Raw genomic sequence first — 17,530 nt, forward strand, 5'->3', positions numbered from 1 at the left:
GCGGAGAAGCGATGTCGGGAGCGAGCACCCCACTGATGAAGCAGTGGCAGACGGCCAAGGAGAAGCACCCCGACGCGGTGGTGATGATCCGCGTCGGCGACTTCTACGAGCTGCTCGGGCCGGACGCGGACGTGGGCGTCCGCGTGCTGGGGCTCACGCTCACCGGCAAGGGCGGCCCCGGCGCCATCCCCATGGCCGGCGTGCCGGCGAAGTCGCGCGACGAGTACGTGGAGCGCCTGGCGGGCGAGGGGTTCCGCGTCGCGCTATGCGAGCAGGTGGAGGACCCCGCCGAGGCGAAGGGGACCGTGCGGCGCGAGGTGACGGAGGTGGTCACGCCCGGCGTGCACTTCGCGGACGGGCTCCTCCAGGAGCGCCGCAACAACTTCCTGGCCGCGCTCACCGGCGACCCCAACGGCGAGATGGGCCTGGCGGCGGCGGACGTTTCCACCGGCGAGGTGGTGGTGACCTCCGCCAGCGCCGAGACGCTGGAGTCCGAGCTGGCGCGCATCGAGCCCGCGGAGCTGCTCGTCCCCGCCGAATGGGGCGGCCACGAGCTGGCGGGGCTGGACCGGGTCCGCGTGACCCGCCGTCCGCAGGTGATGTTCGACGCGCGCTTCGCCTGGGACGAGATCTGCTTCCGCTACGGCGTGCAGTCGCCCGAAGGGTTCGGCATCGGCCCCCAGGACGAGGCGCTGGTCTCCGCGCTCGGCGGCCTGCTTGCGTACCTGCGCGAGGTGCAGCCCGGGGGCGTCGGCAACCTGCGCCCGCCGCGGCTGGAGCGCCCCGGCGAGGCCATGGTGCTGGACGAGATGACCCGCCGCAACCTGGAGCTCACGGAGCCGCTCCGCCGCGAGCCGGGGATGAAGCCCGGCGAGGGGACGCTGCTGGGGGTGGTGGACGAGACGCTCACCCCCATGGGCGCGCGCCTGCTGCGAGGCTGGCTCCTCCGGCCGATGGTGGCGCTCGACCGGATCCACGCGCGCCAGGAGTCCGTGGCCGAGCTGGTGGACGACGGCGAGCTGCGCGGGCGCGTCCGCCGCGAGCTGGCCCAGGTGCGCGACCTGGAGCGCCTGGCGAACAAGGTGGCCTCCGGGCGCATCGGCCCGCGGGAGATGCGGACGCTGGCCGACTCGCTGGCCCGCCTCCCCCGGCTCGGCCGGCTGGAGGAGAGCGCCGGCTCCGGGCCGCTGCGGAAGCTGCTCCGTACGCTGGACCCGCTGGACGACGTGCGCGAGCGGATCGACCGCACCCTGGCCGATGCCCCCGCCGCCACCTTCGCCGAGGGGGAGGGGGTGATCCGCGCCGGCTTCGACCCGGAGCTGGACGAGCTGCGCACCCTGCGCGAGGGCGGCACCGACTGGATGGCGCGGCTCCAGGCGCGGGAGCGCGAGCGGAGCGGGATCACCAGCCTCAAGGTGGGCTACAACCGCGTCTTCGGGTACTTCCTGGAGGTGCCGCGCAGCCACGCCGACCGCGTCCCCGGCGAGTACGAGCGCAAGCAGACCCTCGCCAACCTGGAGCGCTTCGTCACCGGCGAGCTGAAGGAGTGGGAGGGCCGGATCCTGGGGGCGGAGGAGCGGATCGCGGAGATGGAGGCGCGCCTCTTCGGCGAGCTGCGGCAGGCGCTCGCCACCCAGGTGAAGCGCTTCCAGGACGCCGCGGTGCGCGTCGCGACGCTGGACGTGCTCGCCGGCCTCGCCGAGTGCGCCGTGCGCCGCGGCTACACGCGCCCGGAGGTGCACGACGGCTACCGGCTGGAGGTCCGCGGGGGGCGCCACCCCGTGGTGGAGACCATGATGCCGCGCGACCGCTACATCCCCAACGACGTGGTGCTGGACGAGGAGGGGCGGGTGATGATCCTCACCGGCCCCAACATGGCCGGGAAGTCCACGCTGCTGCGCATGGTGGGGCTGGTGCAGCTCCTGGCGCAGGTAGGCGCCTTCGTCCCGGCGGACCGCGCCTCCGTGGGCGTCTGCGACCGGGTGTTCACGCGCGTGGGCGCCTCGGACAACCTGGTGCGCGGCCAGAGCACCTTCATGGTGGAGGCGAGCGAGTGCGCCACCATCCTGAACGGCGGCTCGCGCCGCTCGCTGGTCCTGATGGACGAGGTGGGGCGCGGCACCGCCACCTGGGACGGGGTGAGCCTGGCCTGGGCCATCACCGAGCACCTGCACGGGGTCATGGAGGCGAAGACCATCTTCGCCACCCACTACCACGAGCTCACCCAGCTCGCCGACCTCCTCCCGGGGGTGGTCAACTTCAACGTGGAGGCGCGCGAGGAGGGTGACCGCATCGTCTTCCTGCACCGGCTGGCCCCCGGCGGCGCCGACCGCTCCTACGGGATCGAGGTGGCGCGCATGGCCGGGATCCCGCCCGGGGTGATCGCCCGCGCCCGGGAGATCCTGCGCACGCTGGAGGGCTCCCGTTCGGCAGAGAGCCGCGTCATCGAGCACCTGGCCGAGGAGGTCTTCGCCGCGGACACGGCGGCCCGCGCCGCCGCCCCGGAGGCGCCCGGCCCGGAGCGCCGGGTGGCCGAGCGCATCCGGGCGCTCGACCCCAATCGGACGACCCCGCTGGACGCGCTGGCGCTGCTCGCCGAGCTGCGGACGGAGCTGGACGGGGCGAAGGGATAGCCCTTTCGGTACGGGCGGCGCCGCAGCGCTCGCATTCACGGTGTAGCCCGCATATTATACGACGCCTTCCCCGACCACCCGTCCCCACTCCAGGAGCCCCAGCATGCACCCCACCCGTGGCGCGTCGTCCCGCCGTACCCTCGCGGCGCTGGCGCCTCTCGCCGCTGTCCTGCTCGCCGCGTGCGCGCGGGACGGGGCCGTCCCCACCGCCCCGGCGGTGCCGCCGGAGCAGCCCTCGTACTACACGTACCCCAGCGCCATCTACCGCAGCCACGTGGAGTTCGGGATCCCGGCGTGCGGGAGCCTGACCAGCACCACGGACTACCGCCTGTCCAAGCGGACGCACTACCTCTCCTACAACCAGAACAAGGGCGGGCCCAACTGGGTCTCCTGGAACCTGAACAAGACGCACTACGGCGACGCTCCGCGCTCCAGCTCGTTCTACGCGGACCCCACCCTCCCCGACGGCATGTACCGCGTGGTGTCGTCCGACTACACCAACGGCGGCTACGACCGCGGCCACATGGTGCGGAGCGAGGAGCGCACCTGGTCCTCGGACGACAACAAGCTGACCTTCCTGATGACCAACATCCTCCCGCAGACGCACGACCTGAACGCAGGCCCCTGGTACAGGTTCGAGGCGTACCTGCAGGGCCTGGCGCAGAACTCGAACAAGGAGATCTACCTGATCGCGGGCGGCAGCGGGAGCTACGGGACGCTGAAGGGCGAGGGGAAGGTCACGATCCCGCGCTACACCTGGAAGATCGCGGTGATCATGCCGTACGGGCAGGGCCTCGCCAACGTCACCTCCAACTCCAGCCTGCAGGTGATCGCCGTGGACATGCCCAACGTCACGGGGATCGCCGCCAACGACTGGACCGCGTACCGGACCACCGTGGACCGCCTGGAGTCGTTCACCAACTGCGACTTCCTGCACAAGCTCCCGGACAGCATCGAGACGTACTGGGAGGGCCGCACCTGAGGGGGAGAACCGCAAATGCGGCTCACCACCTTCGCGTGAGGACAGAGCCACAGACCAGGACCGCCCCGGGCCATCACGGTCCGGGGCGGTTCGTCACAAGGGAAGCCGAGGCGCGGCTCAGACCACCGTCTGCGCCCACTCCAACCACTCCCGCTGCCGCTCCGGGGAAATCCCCCAGCGGCTCCCGTCGGCGCCGAACCAGTACTGCCGGACCTCCTCCGGCGCCCCGGCGCGGCGCATGACCTCGTCCGGCTCCTGCCGGAACAGCTCCGTGATGGCCCGGATCAGCACCCGGTCGCCCGCCGCATAGCGGGGCGCCTCGCCCTCCGGGCGGCGGGCACGCGCGACCACCGCGCGGCGGGGCACGTAGACGAATTCCTCCGTGAAGACCGGAGTCTCGTTCACCTCGGGGTAGGTGAGCACCGTCTTCACCACCGCCTCGAAGTGGTCCAGGCGCCCGCGGAAGCTCTCCTCCATGCCGTACATCCCCAGGAGGTAGTGGAGCGCGAGGTCCCTGGCCTTCTCCTCTCCGGCACCGCTGGCGAAGAAGAAGGGGTCCTGCGTCTCGTGCAGCGCCACATCCTGGAAGCCGGCCGCGAAGAGCACCACGGCCATCTGCACCGGGCCGATGTGCGGGATGTCGTGCCCCGTCTTGCTGTGCTTGTCCACCACGTGGTGGAACCACTGCCCCGCCGGCCCTTCGTCGAAGAAGTCGTGCACCACCACCACGGCCCCCGGCTTCATCACCGCGCGGGCCTCGCGCGTGGCCGCGAACATGTCCGGGATGTGGTGCGTCCCGTAGGCGAAGAGCACCCCGTCCAGCGAGTCCGCGTGGAAGCTCCGCGACAGGCGGGTGGCGTCCTCGCGCGTGGGGAGCCCCCACAGCCCCGCCCGGTAGAACATGTGGGGGGAGATGTCGTTGGTCACGATCAGCGCCCCGTCCCGCGAGTCCCGCCCGGCCGCGACGAGGGCCTCCGCCCGCTCCGCCACCGTGGGGAGGCCCGCGGCGTCGGCGGCCACCAGCCACGACGCCTCGCCCGCGTGCACCAGGTGCAGCAGCTCCGCGCCGGCGACGGCCGTCTCCGCGGAGACGGCGAGCTCGCCGGCGGGGGCGGCCAGGACGCGCGCGCGGTAGCGCGCCTCACCGCGGCCCTCGTCGTCTTCGCTCGCGCCCTCCTCCGGGCGGACCACCACCACCGCCACGTGCGCGTCCGTCTCCGCCAGGCGCCGCATGAGCTCCGGGAGCCCGGCGGGGACCGCCTCCCCCTCCCCGAAGAAGAGGTGGTCGTCCTCCACGATCACCAGCCGCGTGTCCGCGACCCCCTTCTCCGCCTCCAGCAGCCGCCAGACGTAGCCGTCTCCCCCCAGCACGTCCAGGAAGATCCCGGGATCCCCGCCGCGCGCGCCGAGCAGCTCCAGGAGGGTGCGCGCACCCAGCCAGCGGCTCGCCTGGAAGGCCTCCATCCCCCGCGTGTACTCCGCGCCGCGGCCGCGCAGATCGAAGTCGCCGCCCAGGATGTCGCGCCAGATGGCCGCGTAGTCGCCGCGGTCGCGGATCACCGCGGACACCGCCGACCAGCGCGGGTGCGCCGCGATGCGCGCCTTCCACTCCGCCTCCAGCCCGGCCAGGTCGCGCCCTTCCAGCGCTTTCAGCTCGTCGCGCTCCCAGAGCGGCGAGAACGCCACCCGCGCGCGGCCCCGCAGCGCCGCGAAGGCGTCCGCGGGGAGGTGCGCCCGCAGGAAGCGCCAGATCCCCGCCTCCGATGCCTCGCCCACGATCAGCCGGTTCAGCGCCTCCGAGTGGTCGTGCAGGTAGGCGCGGCCCTCCCGCTCCACGCCGGGGAGGGCCGTGATGGGGAGCCCCAGCCCATCGCGGACCCGCTTCGCCTCGCGGGAGAGCGGAGCCGCCGCGGCGGGGGGAGCGCTCCGCACCCCCCGGTCGTGCAATGGCCCGCTCGACGCGGGTGCCGGCGCCGGCTCGGCGAGTCCCCGCGTGCCCTGGTCGATCGCCATTCGAAACCTCCTCGATGCATGTGCGCGGACGTCCGCCGGACCGCCCCGGCGTGCTCGGGGCCGCGAGGGGGGCGGTGGGGCGCGGCGCGCGTCAGTGGATGACGCGGGAGTCCGGCGTGAGGCGGACGTCGCGCGACTTGCGCAGGTCGCGGGTGATGTTGACCCGCTTGAGCCAGCGGTCCGTCCCGTCGTAGCGGGCCCGGAACGGCTTTCGGCCGTGCACCGCCTTGTAGTTGTCCACGAAGATGAAGTCGCCGGGACCGAGCACCTGGTCCTCGATGACGGAGTCCACCTGGCGGATCAGCTCGTCGAGCGCGGCCTGCGCATCGTGGTTGTCGCGGACCGGGTCCATGAAGTACGGATCCAGCCGCAGGTAGGGCGAGTCGCCGCCGCCCGAGAAGATCGCGACCCTCTCCGGCGAGCTCCACATCTGCTCGATCCTGGCGTAGGCGCGCTGCAGCAGCGCCTCCTCCTCGGGGGAGCGGCCGTTCTGCTTGCCGCGGTTCTTCGCCAGGTGCGACTCGTCCGGGCGGATGGTGAAGTGCGGCTCGGAAAGGACGCGGACCTGCTCCGGGGTGAGGAGCACCCGCTCCAGCGAGGCGAAGGTGGTGGGGACGCCGTCCGGGTTGCGGAGGCACATCAGCCCCAGGTAGTCGCCCCGATACGGGTGGAAGGCGTCCTCGGTGTGCCAGGTGAGGAGCTCCTCGCTTCCGCTCCCCAGCTGCTCGTGCTCGTGCCCCTGGATGGGGAAGATGTCGTGGACGATCCGGCCGTCCTGCTGGGTGGACCAGCCGATCACGTCGCCCAGGAGCGAGCCCAGGAGGACGAGGAGCATCTCCTCTTCCGTGGTCCGGTTCGCGGGGTCCTTTTCCCTCCAGTGCTTCGGCGTGGGGCCGACCTTCTCCTGGTCCACCGGGTAGCCGGAGACCACCAGGAGCGCGCCCTTCGGCTCGGTGAGCCGGAACTCGCGCAGCGCGGCGCGGACGCGGCGCGGCAGCTCGTGCGCGAACACGTCGGCCTGCCGCAGGAACTCCGGGTCCTCGGGGGATCCGTAGCGCCCGGCGACCTCGCCGAGGAGGCTGCGGATGGCCTCGATCTCGTCGCCGCTCAGCACCACCTTGGACATGACGGTCTCTCCGATTGTGGACGTGTGTGGGCAGCGCCTCAGACCAGCGCGGGCGCCGCGGTTCCCTGCAGCAGGTGCGAGAGACGGGCGAGGCCCTCCTCCAGCACCCGGGTGGAGCGGCCGAACCCCAGCCGTACGTGCTGCGGGTGGCCGAAGCAGCTCCCCGGCACCAGGAGCACCCGCTGCTCCTGGGCGAGACGGTGGCAGAACGCCTCCACGTCCGGCACCGCGTGGAGCCGGGGGAAGGCGGCGACGCCACCCCGGGGCGGCACCCACTCCACGAAGTCGGCGTGGTCCTCGACCCACTCCGCCACGACCTCGCGGTTCATCCGCGCCAGCCCCAGGCGCTCCGCCAGGAGCCGGTCGGCCCCGTCGATCGCGCGCTCGGCGATCATCTCCACCAGCGGCGAGAGGTGCAGCGTGACATAGTCGCGGACCCGGACCATCTGCTCCAGGACCTCCGGTGCGGCGAAGCACCACCCCACCCGCAGCCCCGGGAGCCCGTACGCCTTGGAGAAGGTGCCGGTGGAGATGGCGCGCTCGTACCGGAGCACCGGCTCGGGGAGCGGCGGGCCGTCGTGGACGAGCTCCTGGAAGGCGTTGTCGCAGAGCAGGTAGGCGCCCACCCGCTCGCACGCGGCGATCAGCTCGTCCTGCTGCTCCGGGGCGAGCGTCGCGCCGGTGGGGTTGTGGGGGAAGTTGACCACCACCATCCGCGTGCGCGGGCCGATGAGGCGCTTCGCTTCCTCCACGTCCGGGACGAAGCCGTTCTCCCAGCGGAGCGGCCACTGCTTGAGGGTGCACCCGAGCGCCTCGGCGATGGCGAAGAGCTGGGGGTAGCAGGGGTCCAGCACCACCACCTCGTCGCCCGGCCGGAGGAGCGCGTGGTCCAGGAGGAAGTTGGCCTCGCTGGAGCCGTGGGTGGCCATGACGCGCGACGTGTCGCCCCCCAGCCACCGGTCGGCCAGGGCGCGGCGCAGCCCCTCCCCGCCCAGCGACATGCTGTCGGCGAAGACCACGCGGTCGAAGTCGGCCTCGGTGAGCCCCAGCAGCCGGCGGAGGTCCACCATGGTGAAGTCGTCGACGCCGCTGCTCCCGAGGTCGAGGTCGGTGTCGAAGTAGTAGTCGCGCATCCAGTTCTCGAGGAGCGCCGGCGGCAGCTTCATGGCTCGTCCAGGGGTGGTTGCGGTGGAGCCCCGCTCCTCAGCGGAGCGCCAGGCGCATCAGGTCCTCGGACACGGCGTGCACGAGCTGGGTGCGCGCCCCGCTCAGGAAGAAGTGTCCGCCGGGGAACATGCGCAGCCTGAAGGGAGCGCAGGTGTGCTTCCGCCAGGCGAGGAGGTCGTCGCGGCCGACGTCCGTGTCCTCCAGCCCCCCGAAGGCGGAGATGGGGAGGTCGAGCGGCTCCTCCTCGCGGAGCGCGTACGTCTCGCACAGCTCGAAGTCGGCCCGCAGGATGGGCGAGAACAGCTCCATCAGCTCCGGGTGCTCCAGGATCTCGTCCGGGGTGCCGTTCAGGCCCCTCAGCTCGTCCCGGAACTCGCTCTCCGGCAGGGCGTGCAGCGGGCGCTTCCCGCTGGGCCGGTCCGGGGCCCGGCGTCCGGAAACCAGGAGGATCTCGGGGCGCGGCCCTCCCCGCGCCCGGAGGCGCCGGGTCAGCTCGAAGGCCAGCATGGCCCCCATGCTGTGCCCGAACAGGGCGAAGGGGAGGTCCAGGAACGGATCCAGCTCCTCCGCCAGCCGCTCCACCAGTGCGTCGGAACGGGTCACCGGCGGCTCGCCGAAGCGGTTCCCCCGCCCCGGGAGGTGCACGGGGAGGAGCTGCACCTCGGGCGGCACCAGGCGTCCCCACTCGCGGTACACGGCTGCGCCCCCCCCGGCGTAGGGAAGGCAGAAGAGCCGCAGGCGCACCCCCGGCCCGGGGCGGTCTGCATCGACGACGAGGGCGGACTTCGCTGCCTGGTTCACTTCCTTCCACCGTTCGGGGCCGCAGCGGGCTCGCGGCGCCCACCATCCTGGCCGGATGTAAACGTGCGTACCGGGACTTTTGCCCACCGGGAGCGCCAAAGTTACGCTCCCTCTACCGAGTTCGCAACCCCCGGCTGTCGTGAAATACCCGCAACATGTTGAGGCGGCGTCAGTCGAAGGCGACGCCGGTCCGGGCGGAGAGACGCCGCAGCTCCTCCACCACCGCGGCGATCACCGGCACCCCCTCGGCGCGGCGCCTCTCCTCCGCGCGCCGGTTGGGCTCGCCGGGGATCATGGGCCCCGGGGTGCCCGCCGCGGGGCGGGTGCCGCGGATGGTGCGGATCCAGTCGTCGGCCCGGCTCCGGAACTCGTCGGGGTCGATGAAGCCGTCGATCCGCAGCGCCAGGAAGAAGTGCCCCACCCCCTTCCCCACGGAGCGCGCCGGGGCCGGGAGGTCCGCCGGGAAGGGCGGCGGAAAGGGCCCCCAGTTGGCCCCGCTGAGCACGGCGGAGAGCATGTCCACCAGGGTGGCGAGGCAGTACCCCTTGTGGCCGCCGTGGGCGAAGTCGCCGCCCAGAGGGAGGAGGGCGCCGCCGTCCAGCATCTCGCGCGGGTCGGTGGTCGGCCGCCCCTCGCGGTCGGTCGCGCACCCCTCCGGGATCCGCTCCCCCCTGCGTGCCGCGTGCTCCACCTTGCCGAACGCCATGGCGCTGGTGGTGACGTCGATCACCACCGGCGGCTCGTCGCCGGCCGGGAAGGCGATCGCCATGGGGTTCGTCCCCAGCATCCGCTCGGCGCCCCAGAGCGGCGCCACCTGGGGCGGCGAGTTGGTCATGGCCCACACGATCAGGTCGCGCGGGAGCCCCTGGAGCGCGTAGTACTCGCCGATCCCGAAGTGATTGCTGTTGCGCACGGCGACGGAGCCGCACCCCACCGCCTCCGCCTTCTCCATGGCGATGCCGGTGGCGCGGGGGCCCACCACCAGCCCCAGCCCGTTGTCGCCGTCCACTGTGGCCGTCCCCGGCAGCTCGCGGACGATGCGCAGCTCCGGGCGGGGGTTGATCCATCCGCGCCGGAACATCTCGTGGTACTGTCCCAGCCGCGCCACCCCGTGGGTGTCGATCCCCCGCAGGTCCGCGGTGGCGAGGACGTCCGCGGCGAGCCGCGCGTCCTGGCCCGGAAGGCCGCACGAGCGGAACACCCCCTCCGAGAACTCCCGCAGCCGCTCGATGGGGAACACCTCGGCCGCGGGCGAGGCCTCCGCCGCGCTCCCCATCAGGCGCACGCCTCCCGCACCACCCGCCCCAGGCGGGCCACCCCCTCGCGGATCCGCTCGGGGCCGCAATGGGAGAAGTTGAGCCGCAGGCAGTGGGAGGCGTGCCCGTCGCTGCCCACAGCGAAGGCGCTCCCCGGGAAGAACGCCACGCCCTCGGTGTCCAGCGCGGTCGCCAGGAGCGCGGTGGCGTCGGTCCCGTCGGGGAGCTCCACCCAGGTGAACACGCCGGCGGTGGGGGTCCGCCAGCGAGCCACGTGCCCCAGGTGCTCGCGGAGCGCGGCGTCCATCGCGTCGCGCCGGGCGCCGTACTCGCGACGCAGCGCGTCCAGGTGCGCGGGGAGGCGCCCCTCGGCGATGAAGGCGGAGATCACCCGCTGGGTGAAGGTGCTGGTGTTGATGTCCGTGGCCTCCTTGACGATCGCGAGCGGACGGACCAGCGCCTCCGGAACCACCAGCCACCCCACGCGGAGCGCGGGCGCGAAGATCTTGGAGAAGGTGCCCATGTAGAGCACCCAGCGGTCGTCCAGCGCCCGCAGGGGAGGCAGGGGGTCGTCCAGGTACTGGAAGAAGCCGTAGGCGTCGTCCTCCAGCAGCGGGACGCGGTGCTCACTGGCCAGCTCCACCAGCCGGCGCCGCTTCTCCGCGCTGACGCTCACCCCCAGCGGGTTGCTCCCGTCGGTGACGACGTAGATCAGCGCCGGGCGCTCCCCCGCCGCGAGGAGCGCCTCCACCGCGTCCACGTCGATCCCGGTGTCCAGGTCGGTGGGGACGGTGAGCACCTCGGGCCGGAAGGGCTCCACCGCCTGCTGGAACCCGGTGTAGCAGAGCCGCTCGGTGAGCACCTTCCCCCCGGGGTTCAGCAGGATCCGGGTGAGAAGGCTCATCCCCTGCTGCCCGCCCGCCGTGAGGAACACCTGCTCGACGGCGCACTCCACCCCGCGCCGCCGCATCAGCTCCACCACCTGGTGCTTGAGGGGGAGGAAGGGCGGCGAGTACTGCAGCGCGGCGGCGTCCCGCGCCAGCACACGCGCGGAGGCCTCGGCGAGCCCGGCGGCCGGGAACAGCTCCGGGGCGGGAAGCCCCAGCGCGAGCGACAGCACGCCCGGCTCGGCGCTGCGGGCGAGCATGGTCTGCAGTGCAGAGGGGCGGATCTCGCGGGCCCAGAGGGCGAGCTCCGGGGCCTCCGCGGCGGGCGTGGCCGTGGCGGTCATGTGCGGAGGGTCAGATGTTGCCCCGGAGCGCCTGCTCGGCCTCCAGCGCCTCGAAGAGCGCCTTGATGTTCCCGGCGCCGAAGCCGTGGGCGCCGCGCCGCTCGATCACCTCCACGAAGAAGGTGGGGCGGCCCTCCAGCGGCTCCGTAAAGGTCTGGAGCAGGACCCCCTCCTCCTCGCGGTCGATCAGCACCCCCAGCTCGCGGGCCGCCGCCATGTCGCCGGGATCGACCGGCCCGATCCGGGCCTCGAGCGCGTCGTAATAGGTCTGTGGGACCCGCAGGAACCTGATGCCGTCCTGCTGCAGCGAGCGCACGGCGGAGAAGATGTCGTCCGTGAGGTAGGCGACGTGCTGGCTCCCGGCGCCCTTGTGGAAGTCCAGGTACTCTTCGACCTGCGACCTGCCCTTGCTCGGGGCGGGCTCCTGCATGGGGAACTTGATGGTCCCGGTGGGATCCTCCACCACCTTGGAGTTCATCGCGCTCCGCTCGGTCCAGATCATCTCGTGCTTGGACTGGTGGAAGCCGAGCACGTGGGTGTAGAAGTCCACCATGGCGTCCAGGTCGCCTTCCTCCAGGCTGACGGCGACGTGGTCCACGGCCAGGAGCCCGACCGCCGCCGCCGGGCCCATGTGGTCCACGGGCTGGAAGTGCGGGACGAAGCGCCCGGCGTAGTCGCCGCGCTGGATGAAGGAGTGCACCGTGTCGCCGAAGGCGCCGATGGTGGCCTTGACCACCCGGCCGTGCTCGTCGGCGTAGGCTGTGGGCTCCATGATCGGAGTGGCGCCGCGCGAGACCGCAGCCTCGAACGCCTGCTCCACGTCGTCCACGGTGAAGGCCACGTCGCGCACGCCGTCTCCGTGCCGGTGCACGTGCCGCGCGATGGCGCCGTCCGGCTCCAGCCCGCTGCTCACCACCAGCCGTACCCCGCCCTGCTCCAGCGCGAAGGAGGCGCGGTCGCGGACCCCGGTAGCGAGGCCCGCCCGCGCGATGGGCCGGAAGCCGAAGATCGTGCGGTAGAAGTGGGCCGCCTGAAAGGCATTCCCGACCCACATCTCCACGTGGTCGATGCCCCGGAGCTGAACGGCGCTCTCCGTCGCGACCTCTGCCTCGATCTTCGCCATGGTCTCTGCCTTTCCTCTGGGGTACGTGGCGGCCCCGAGCCAGCGCGGGAGGGCCTCCTCTCACAGGATGCGTCCGGTTATATTCGCATCGTTAATTTCAAAATGCAAGGCCTGCCCGCACGCCAGGGTCCACATGGGCGAGAGTGCCCCGATCCGGCGCGGCTGGGGCACTCTCGTCCTCACGCGAGCCGCCGCTGGAGCGCCACCACCCTCAAACGCTGGCAGGGCTCGGCCTATAAGTTAGGGACAGGTTTGTAGATAGACAGAAAACATCTGCTGTAGCAAGGCGGAACGCGATGTCTCGAATCGAGCCACCTCCGCCTTCCCCGCCCACCTCCCGGCATCGCGCAAAGCCTGCAGCCGTAAGGGAATAGCGCGTCCCGGCCGGCAGGCACCCGGGTTGCGCCCCTGCTCAGCTGGTCGACGTCCTCCGGCTTCAGAGGACGGAAAATGCGCAACCCGGAGGAGCAGATGACGCGCTCAGCGGAGGGCTCGCAGCCCAAGAGTGCAAACCACAGGGAGGACATCGTGCAGAGCGCGCTGGCGATGTTCGCCCGCCACGGCTACACCGGCGCATCGGTACGGCGGATCGCCGCGGAGGCCGGCGTCTCGCGCAGCCTGATGTACAACTGGTTTCCGGCGAAGCGGGAGCTGCTCCGCGCCATCTTCGAGCGGAGCATGGGCCAGGTGCAGCGCACCCTGGAGGCGGCGGACGGAGACGGCCCATCGGCGGATCGCCTGCGCAGGCTGGTCGACGCCGCACTCGGCCTCGTGCGCGCGGATCCGCTCACCTGGCGGTTCGTGTACCAGCTCCGGATGCAGCCGGACGTGCTCGCTGAGCTCGGGCGGGACGTACCGGCCCACTGGGCCGCGCTCGAGCCGAGGATCGCCGCGCTCCTCGCCGGAGCCGGCGCGGGCGACCCGGCCACGGAGGCGCGCGCCCTGGTCGCGGCCCTGGACGGCGGCGTACAGCAGTACCTGCTCGATCCCGAGCACTATCCGCTCCGGGAGGTCGGCGAGGTGCTCGCGCGGCGGTTCGCACCGGCGGGCGGCGCGGCTTCCCCAGGGTCCCCGCGGCCGATGCCCAGCGCGCAGGCGGGCTGACCGGAGTGACCTCGCCCGGTCACCCCACCGCCGCGATCATCGGCTGCCCGTCGGGGCGCCGCTCCGCAGCATCCTCTGCTTCACGGCCGAAGATCAGGTCCTGCTCGGAAAGGCCGACCAGGTCCTGCAGGTACTCCCGGATCGCCATGACGATGAACGCCGCCTCCGCGCAGACGAAGATCCCGATGTAGTAGAGCACCAGCTCCGTGCCGAGGGGGATCTGGTCGAGCGGCGTACCCGCGAGCGGAGAGCCCTCCTCCGGGTGGGCCGCCGCCACGGACAGGTCCAGGAGCGAATGGTACCGGTACAGGCAGAACGCCGAGCCGACGATCAGCACCAGGGGGAGGAGCTGGACGAGCGTGCGGTGCAGCCACGCCCCGGCCCTCAGCAGCGCGCTGCCGGACACCGTCTCCGAGAACATCACCCGCGCGAACTGGTGGCGCGAGTAGAAGATGAACGCCAGCGCCAGGAAGCAGAAGAGCGAGGTGTAGGCCGACAGCAGCCCGGTGTGGGCGCCGTACGTGGGAATGACCCCGAACGCCGTGACGGGGATCGGCAGGGCCGCCGCCACCACGGAGGAGATGCTCATGTAGCGCTTGAAGAAGGCGGCGAAAGCCCGGACCCGGACCGGGTCGGTGGGCTCGCTGCCGCGGGCGGGAACGAGGACGGCCATGCGGAGGATGCTGCGCTGGAGGGTGGAGCGGCCCGGGAAGCCCGGTGCCGCATGGGGAAGAACGCGGCTGCTAGTGCGGACGCGGGCTGCAGCGGAGCCAGACCTGGCTGTTGAGCACGCCGCGCAGGGGCGGGAGGGGCGAGAACGAGACGTCCTCCACCACGAACGTCTGCGCAAGCCTGGCCCTCAGGCTGCGCCAGTTGAAGCCCTTGTGGCCGTGCTGTCCGTACCAGTAGACCGGCCGCGGGATCGACGTCCGCTCCCCGGCGAAGACCATGCGCAGGAACTCGCCGGGGCGGTACAGCTCGTTGGGATCCCGGTACGGCCCCAGCCCGCGCAGCGACGCCGCCAGGCGAACGGAGTGCTTCAGCGCGAGGCTGAGCCCCAGCTCCACCGGGACGCTGACCAGCACGACCCCCCCGGGCGACACCAGCCGCGCCAGGTCGCGGAGCACCCCTTCCAGCTCCGCGGGCGGGCAGTGCTCCAGCACCTCCATGCAGGTGACCACGGGGTAGGCGCCGTCGTGCTCCGCCCCGAGGGCGGCCGGGGAGAGGAAGGAGACCCCCGCGTCGCCGGCGTACCGCTCACGACACTCGTCGAGCTGGGCCTCCCACACGTCGGTGCCGACCCGCTCCGGGAACAGGTCCCGGACCATCTCCAGGAAGAGTCCGTCGCCGCACCCGTAGTCGAGCAGGCGCCCGCCCGCGTACGGGCGCACGAGCATCCGGGCGCGCCGGAAGCGGCTGCGGTGGCTCCAGGCGAGGATGCGGCTGCGGCTGAAGACGTGGCGCGGCGTGTACGCCGCCTCCCGGGGTCCGGGCATGATGGCGCAGGGTGCGATGGGTGGCGGACGGCGGCCTGCAGAAGGACGCCCCCGCGGCGACGGGCGCGCCACGGGGGCCAGCGGAGGGCCTGGGACTCGAACCCAGAAGTCCTTTCGGACGCCGGTTTTCAAGACCGGTGCAATAGCCGTTCTGCCAACCCTCCCCGCACCGCGCCCGCCCCCGGAAGGGCCGACCCGGCGCACCCCGAAATTTCGGAGTTTTCCCCCTCCCCGTCAACCCGTCCGCCCCTCTCGACGCACCCTCCCCGCCCGGGCCGCGCGCCCGCGGACCCGCCGGCCCGCGCCCCCGCAGGAGTTTCCCACCGGGCATACCGCTTGCACGACGCGGGCACACCCGATGCGCAGTGCAACGCGAAACCGGACAACCAGATGAGTCGATTCGCATACATCCCCGCCGCCCTGCTCGTGCTCGCCGCGTGCGGCGGCGACGAGGAGCCGGAGGCTCGCGCCCAGTCGCAGCGCGGCGTCGCCCGGGCCAGCACCCCGCGGCCCGCCGCGCCCTACTGGGGCGACGAGCGCGGCCTCACCCGCGAAGAGCTGGAGCGCGGGCGGCTGGACGCCTCCTGGCAGTCCGTGGTGCAGCTGGACTCCGCCGCGGCGGGCGACGCCGCGCGCAACCCCGAGAAGTGGGAGCAGATCACCCCGCGCAGCGTCAACGGCGGGCCCGTCCACCTCCCCGTGCACGGCGACGTCGCCGGTCCCACCGTGCTCCGCACGCAGATCCTCCTGGACCGCGCGCTCTTCTCGCCGGGGGTGATCGACGGGCGCTGGGGGAAGAACACCGCCAAGGCCGTGTACTGGCTGCAGAAGCGCGAGGGGCTCCCCGCCACGGCGCGGATGGACAGCGTCACCTTCGCGCGGCTGGTGCAGCTCGCCGGGGCGCCCGCGCAGCTCGTCCGCGCGCACACCCTCACCGCCGAGGACGTGAAGGGGCCCTTCGTGGACCTCCCCGAGGGCGACGATGCGATCTACCAGATCGCGAAGATGGAGTGCACCTGCTACGAGTCGCTCTCCGAGAAGCTGAGCGAGACCTTCCACGTCTCCCCCGAGCTGCTGGAGAAGCTGAACCCGGCCGCGAAGCTGGACTCGCTCCGCGCCGGACAGACCATCCAGGTCCCCAACGTGCGCGACCCCGAGTTCCGCGCGCAGGGGCAGGTGGCGCGGATCGAGGTGTCCGGCCAGGGAAGCTTCGTGCACGCGCTGGACGCCCAGGGGCGCATCCTGTACCACTTCCCGTCCACCCTGGGCTCCTCGTACGACCCCTCGCCGCAGGGCGACTTCAGGATCGTCTCCGTAACCGAGGACCCGACCTGGCACTACCAGCCGTCGATCCTGGCGCACGTCCCGGACGACAAGCCGGAGGCGATGATCCCTGCAGGCCCCAACAACGCCGTGGGCGTGGTGTGGATGGACCTGTCGGAGCCGCACTACGGGATCCACGGGACCAAGGCCCCGGAGACGATCGGCTACACCACCTCGGCCGGGTGCGTCCGCCTCACCAACTGGGACGCGCTCTTCCTGAGCAGGCGGGTGGCCAAGGGGACGCCGGTGAAGTTCCGCGACACCCGCACCGGCGGCGCGGCCGCGCGGGACACCCGCTCCGACACCGCCACCGCCGGACGGCCTTCGGCGCGGAGCCGCGCCGACACCGCCGGGCGCGGATGAGCCGAACGACGCAGGGCGGGGCGGAGCGCGGGCTCCTCCCCGCCGCTCCGGCCGGGAGGGACCGATGACACAGGCGTACCAGCGGCTGCTCCAGGGGCGGACCCTGGCGGGGCGCTACGAGGTCCGGGAGCTGATCGGGAGCGGCGGGATGAGCGTCGTCTACCGCGCCGTGGACCGCAACCTGGGCCGTCCGGTGGCGGTGAAGGTGGTGAGCCTCCCCGCGGGCGGGGGCGACGCCCGCGCCGACCTGCGCGCGCGCTTCCGGCGCGAGGCCGCCGCCGCCGCGAGCATCCCGCACCACCCCAACGTGGTGCAGATCTACGACTACGGCACCGACCCCGAGCTCGACCTGGACTTCATCGTCATGGAGCTCCTGCAGGGGCGCGACCTCAAGGAGGCCGCCGCGGCCGGGGGGCTCTCCCTTCCCGAGTCCGTGCGCGTCCTCCGGGAGGCCGCGCGGGGGCTGGCGGCCGGACACCGGGTGGGGCTGGTGCACCGCGACGTGAAGCCCGCCAACGTGTTCCTGACCGGCGGGGAGGAGATCGAGTCCGTGTGCCTCCTGGACTTCGGCATCGCCAAGCCGCTGGAGGCCGAGCCGGCGCACGACCTCACCCGCACCGGGATGGTGGCCTACTCCCCCGCCTACGCCTCCCCGGAGCAGCTCCGCGGCGCGCGGGTGATGACCCCTGCCTCCGACGTGTACCAGCTGGGGCTCATCGGCTACGAGCTGCTCGCGGGGGAGCGGCCCTTCGAGGACGACGACCGCGAGCGGATTCGCGCCGGCGAGGACGTCCCCCTCCCGGTCCGCGGGCGCTGGGCGGCGGCCCCGGCCGAGCTGCGCGCGGTGCTGGAGCGCGCGCTGCGGATCCGCCCGGAGGAGCGCTTCCCCGACGCCGGGGCCATGGCCGAAGC

At 72.6% G+C, this 17,530-nt stretch carries 14 protein-coding genes and 1 tRNA gene; 5 read left to right on the top strand and 10 right to left on the bottom strand.

Translation table 11 applies throughout. The features are described 5' to 3' along the window. Positions 1-11 precede the first annotated feature (11 nt). Together mutS and VGR37_13565 are read left to right on the top strand one after the other, a co-directional pair. Positions 12-2,633, top strand: a complete 2,622-nt coding sequence (gene mutS / locus VGR37_13560) for a DNA mismatch repair protein MutS (GenBank protein ID HEV2148424.1) — start codon at positions 12-14, stop codon at positions 2,631-2,633. Between the two features lie 103 nt (positions 2,634-2,736). Continuing rightward, positions 2,737-3,615, top strand: coding sequence for a DNA/RNA non-specific endonuclease (locus VGR37_13565; protein HEV2148425.1), 879 nt, complete (start codon positions 2,737-2,739; stop codon positions 3,613-3,615). A 117-nt stretch (positions 3,616-3,732) separates the two neighbouring features. Here the strand turns inward: VGR37_13565 and VGR37_13570 are convergent, their stop codons facing one another. The 7 genes from VGR37_13570 to hppD all read right to left on the bottom strand — a co-directional run bounded on the left by VGR37_13570 (position 3,733) and on the right by hppD (position 12,332). Then, positions 3,733-5,628 carry a methyltransferase domain-containing protein gene (locus tag VGR37_13570; GenBank protein ID HEV2148426.1) on the bottom strand — a complete coding sequence of 632 codons (1,896 nt, stop codon included), beginning with the start codon at positions 5,626-5,628 and terminating at the stop codon, positions 3,733-3,735. A gap of 91 nt (positions 5,629-5,719) precedes the next feature. Further along, positions 5,720-6,754, bottom strand: a complete 1,035-nt coding sequence (gntD, locus tag VGR37_13575) for a guanitoxin biosynthesis L-enduracididine beta-hydroxylase GntD (GenBank protein HEV2148427.1) — start codon at positions 6,752-6,754, stop codon at positions 5,720-5,722. A gap of 38 nt (positions 6,755-6,792) precedes the next feature. Then, positions 6,793-7,920: a capreomycidine synthase gene (gene vioD / locus VGR37_13580; protein HEV2148428.1), complete on the bottom strand. Its 1,128-nt coding sequence runs from the start codon at positions 7,918-7,920 to the stop codon at positions 6,793-6,795. 37 nt (positions 7,921-7,957) lie between these two features. Beyond that, complete coding sequence (locus VGR37_13585) at positions 7,958-8,722, bottom strand: alpha/beta fold hydrolase (protein ID HEV2148429.1); 765 nt, start codon at positions 8,720-8,722, stop codon at positions 7,958-7,960. Positions 8,723-8,891: 169 nt separating this feature from the next. Next, positions 8,892-9,998: an Ldh family oxidoreductase gene (locus tag VGR37_13590; protein ID HEV2148430.1), complete on the bottom strand. Its 1,107-nt coding sequence runs from the start codon at positions 9,996-9,998 to the stop codon at positions 8,892-8,894. Then, positions 9,998-11,209, bottom strand: coding sequence for a PLP-dependent aminotransferase family protein (locus tag VGR37_13595; protein ID HEV2148431.1), 1,212 nt, complete (start codon positions 11,207-11,209; stop codon positions 9,998-10,000). The genes VGR37_13590 and VGR37_13595 overlap by 1 nt, the downstream gene beginning before the upstream one ends. 10 nt (positions 11,210-11,219) lie before the next feature. Continuing rightward, positions 11,220-12,332 (bottom strand): 4-hydroxyphenylpyruvate dioxygenase, encoded by a 1,113-nt coding sequence (hppD, locus tag VGR37_13600; GenBank protein HEV2148432.1) that lies wholly within the window; start codon positions 12,330-12,332, stop codon positions 11,220-11,222. A 471-nt stretch (positions 12,333-12,803) separates the two neighbouring features. Between hppD and VGR37_13605 the strand changes: the two genes are divergently transcribed. After that, positions 12,804-13,436: a TetR/AcrR family transcriptional regulator gene (locus tag VGR37_13605; protein HEV2148433.1), complete on the top strand. Its 633-nt coding sequence runs from the start codon at positions 12,804-12,806 to the stop codon at positions 13,434-13,436. Positions 13,437-13,455: 19 nt separating this feature from the next. Here VGR37_13605 and VGR37_13610 read toward each other — a convergent pair whose 3' ends face one another. The 3 genes from VGR37_13610 to VGR37_13620 all read right to left on the bottom strand — a co-directional run bounded on the left by VGR37_13610 (position 13,456) and on the right by VGR37_13620 (position 15,096). After that, positions 13,456-14,109, bottom strand: a complete 654-nt coding sequence (locus tag VGR37_13610; GenBank protein HEV2148434.1) for a hypothetical protein — start codon at positions 14,107-14,109, stop codon at positions 13,456-13,458. A gap of 70 nt (positions 14,110-14,179) precedes the next feature. Next, positions 14,180-14,932, bottom strand: coding sequence for a class I SAM-dependent methyltransferase (locus VGR37_13615; GenBank protein ID HEV2148435.1), 753 nt, complete (start codon positions 14,930-14,932; stop codon positions 14,180-14,182). 81 nt (positions 14,933-15,013) lie between these two features. Beyond that, positions 15,014-15,096: transfer RNA gene (locus VGR37_13620), tRNA-Ser, on the bottom strand. Positions 15,097-15,322: 226 nt separating this feature from the next. On the opposite strand from VGR37_13620, the gene VGR37_13625 reads away from it, so the two are divergent. Next, complete coding sequence (locus VGR37_13625; GenBank protein HEV2148436.1) at positions 15,323-16,618, top strand: L,D-transpeptidase family protein; 1,296 nt, start codon at positions 15,323-15,325, stop codon at positions 16,616-16,618. Positions 16,619-16,682: 64 nt separating this feature from the next. Next, positions 16,683-17,530, top strand: an 848-nt coding sequence (locus VGR37_13630) for a serine/threonine-protein kinase (protein HEV2148437.1), incomplete at its 3' end; no start/stop codon positions are given.

The sequence above is a fragment of the Longimicrobiaceae bacterium genome (assembly GCA_035936415.1).
Classification (GTDB): Bacteria; Gemmatimonadota; Gemmatimonadetes; order Longimicrobiales; family Longimicrobiaceae; genus JAFAYN01.

Coding starts and splice junctions, on each gene's coding strand:
- mutS (HEV2148424.1), top strand. CDS start 12: ATGTCGGGAGCGAGCACCCCACTGATGAAGCAGTGGCAGACGGCCAAG.
- VGR37_13565 (HEV2148425.1), top strand. CDS start 2,737: ATGCACCCCACCCGTGGCGCGTCGTCCCGCCGTACCCTCGCGGCGCTG.
- VGR37_13570 (HEV2148426.1), bottom strand. CDS start 5,628: ATGGCGATCGACCAGGGCACGCGGGGACTCGCCGAGCCGGCGCCGGCA.
- gntD (HEV2148427.1), bottom strand. CDS start 6,754: ATGTCCAAGGTGGTGCTGAGCGGCGACGAGATCGAGGCCATCCGCAGC.
- vioD (HEV2148428.1), bottom strand. CDS start 7,920: ATGAAGCTGCCGCCGGCGCTCCTCGAGAACTGGATGCGCGACTACTAC.
- VGR37_13590 (HEV2148430.1), bottom strand. CDS start 9,998: ATGGGGAGCGCGGCGGAGGCCTCGCCCGCGGCCGAGGTGTTCCCCATC.
- VGR37_13595 (HEV2148431.1), bottom strand. CDS start 11,209: ATGACCGCCACGGCCACGCCCGCCGCGGAGGCCCCGGAGCTCGCCCTC.
- hppD (HEV2148432.1), bottom strand. CDS start 12,332: ATGGCGAAGATCGAGGCAGAGGTCGCGACGGAGAGCGCCGTTCAGCTC.
- VGR37_13605 (HEV2148433.1), top strand. CDS start 12,804: ATGACGCGCTCAGCGGAGGGCTCGCAGCCCAAGAGTGCAAACCACAGG.
- VGR37_13610 (HEV2148434.1), bottom strand. CDS start 14,109: ATGGCCGTCCTCGTTCCCGCCCGCGGCAGCGAGCCCACCGACCCGGTC.
- VGR37_13615 (HEV2148435.1), bottom strand. CDS start 14,932: ATGCCCGGACCCCGGGAGGCGGCGTACACGCCGCGCCACGTCTTCAGC.
- VGR37_13625 (HEV2148436.1), top strand. CDS start 15,323: ATGAGTCGATTCGCATACATCCCCGCCGCCCTGCTCGTGCTCGCCGCG.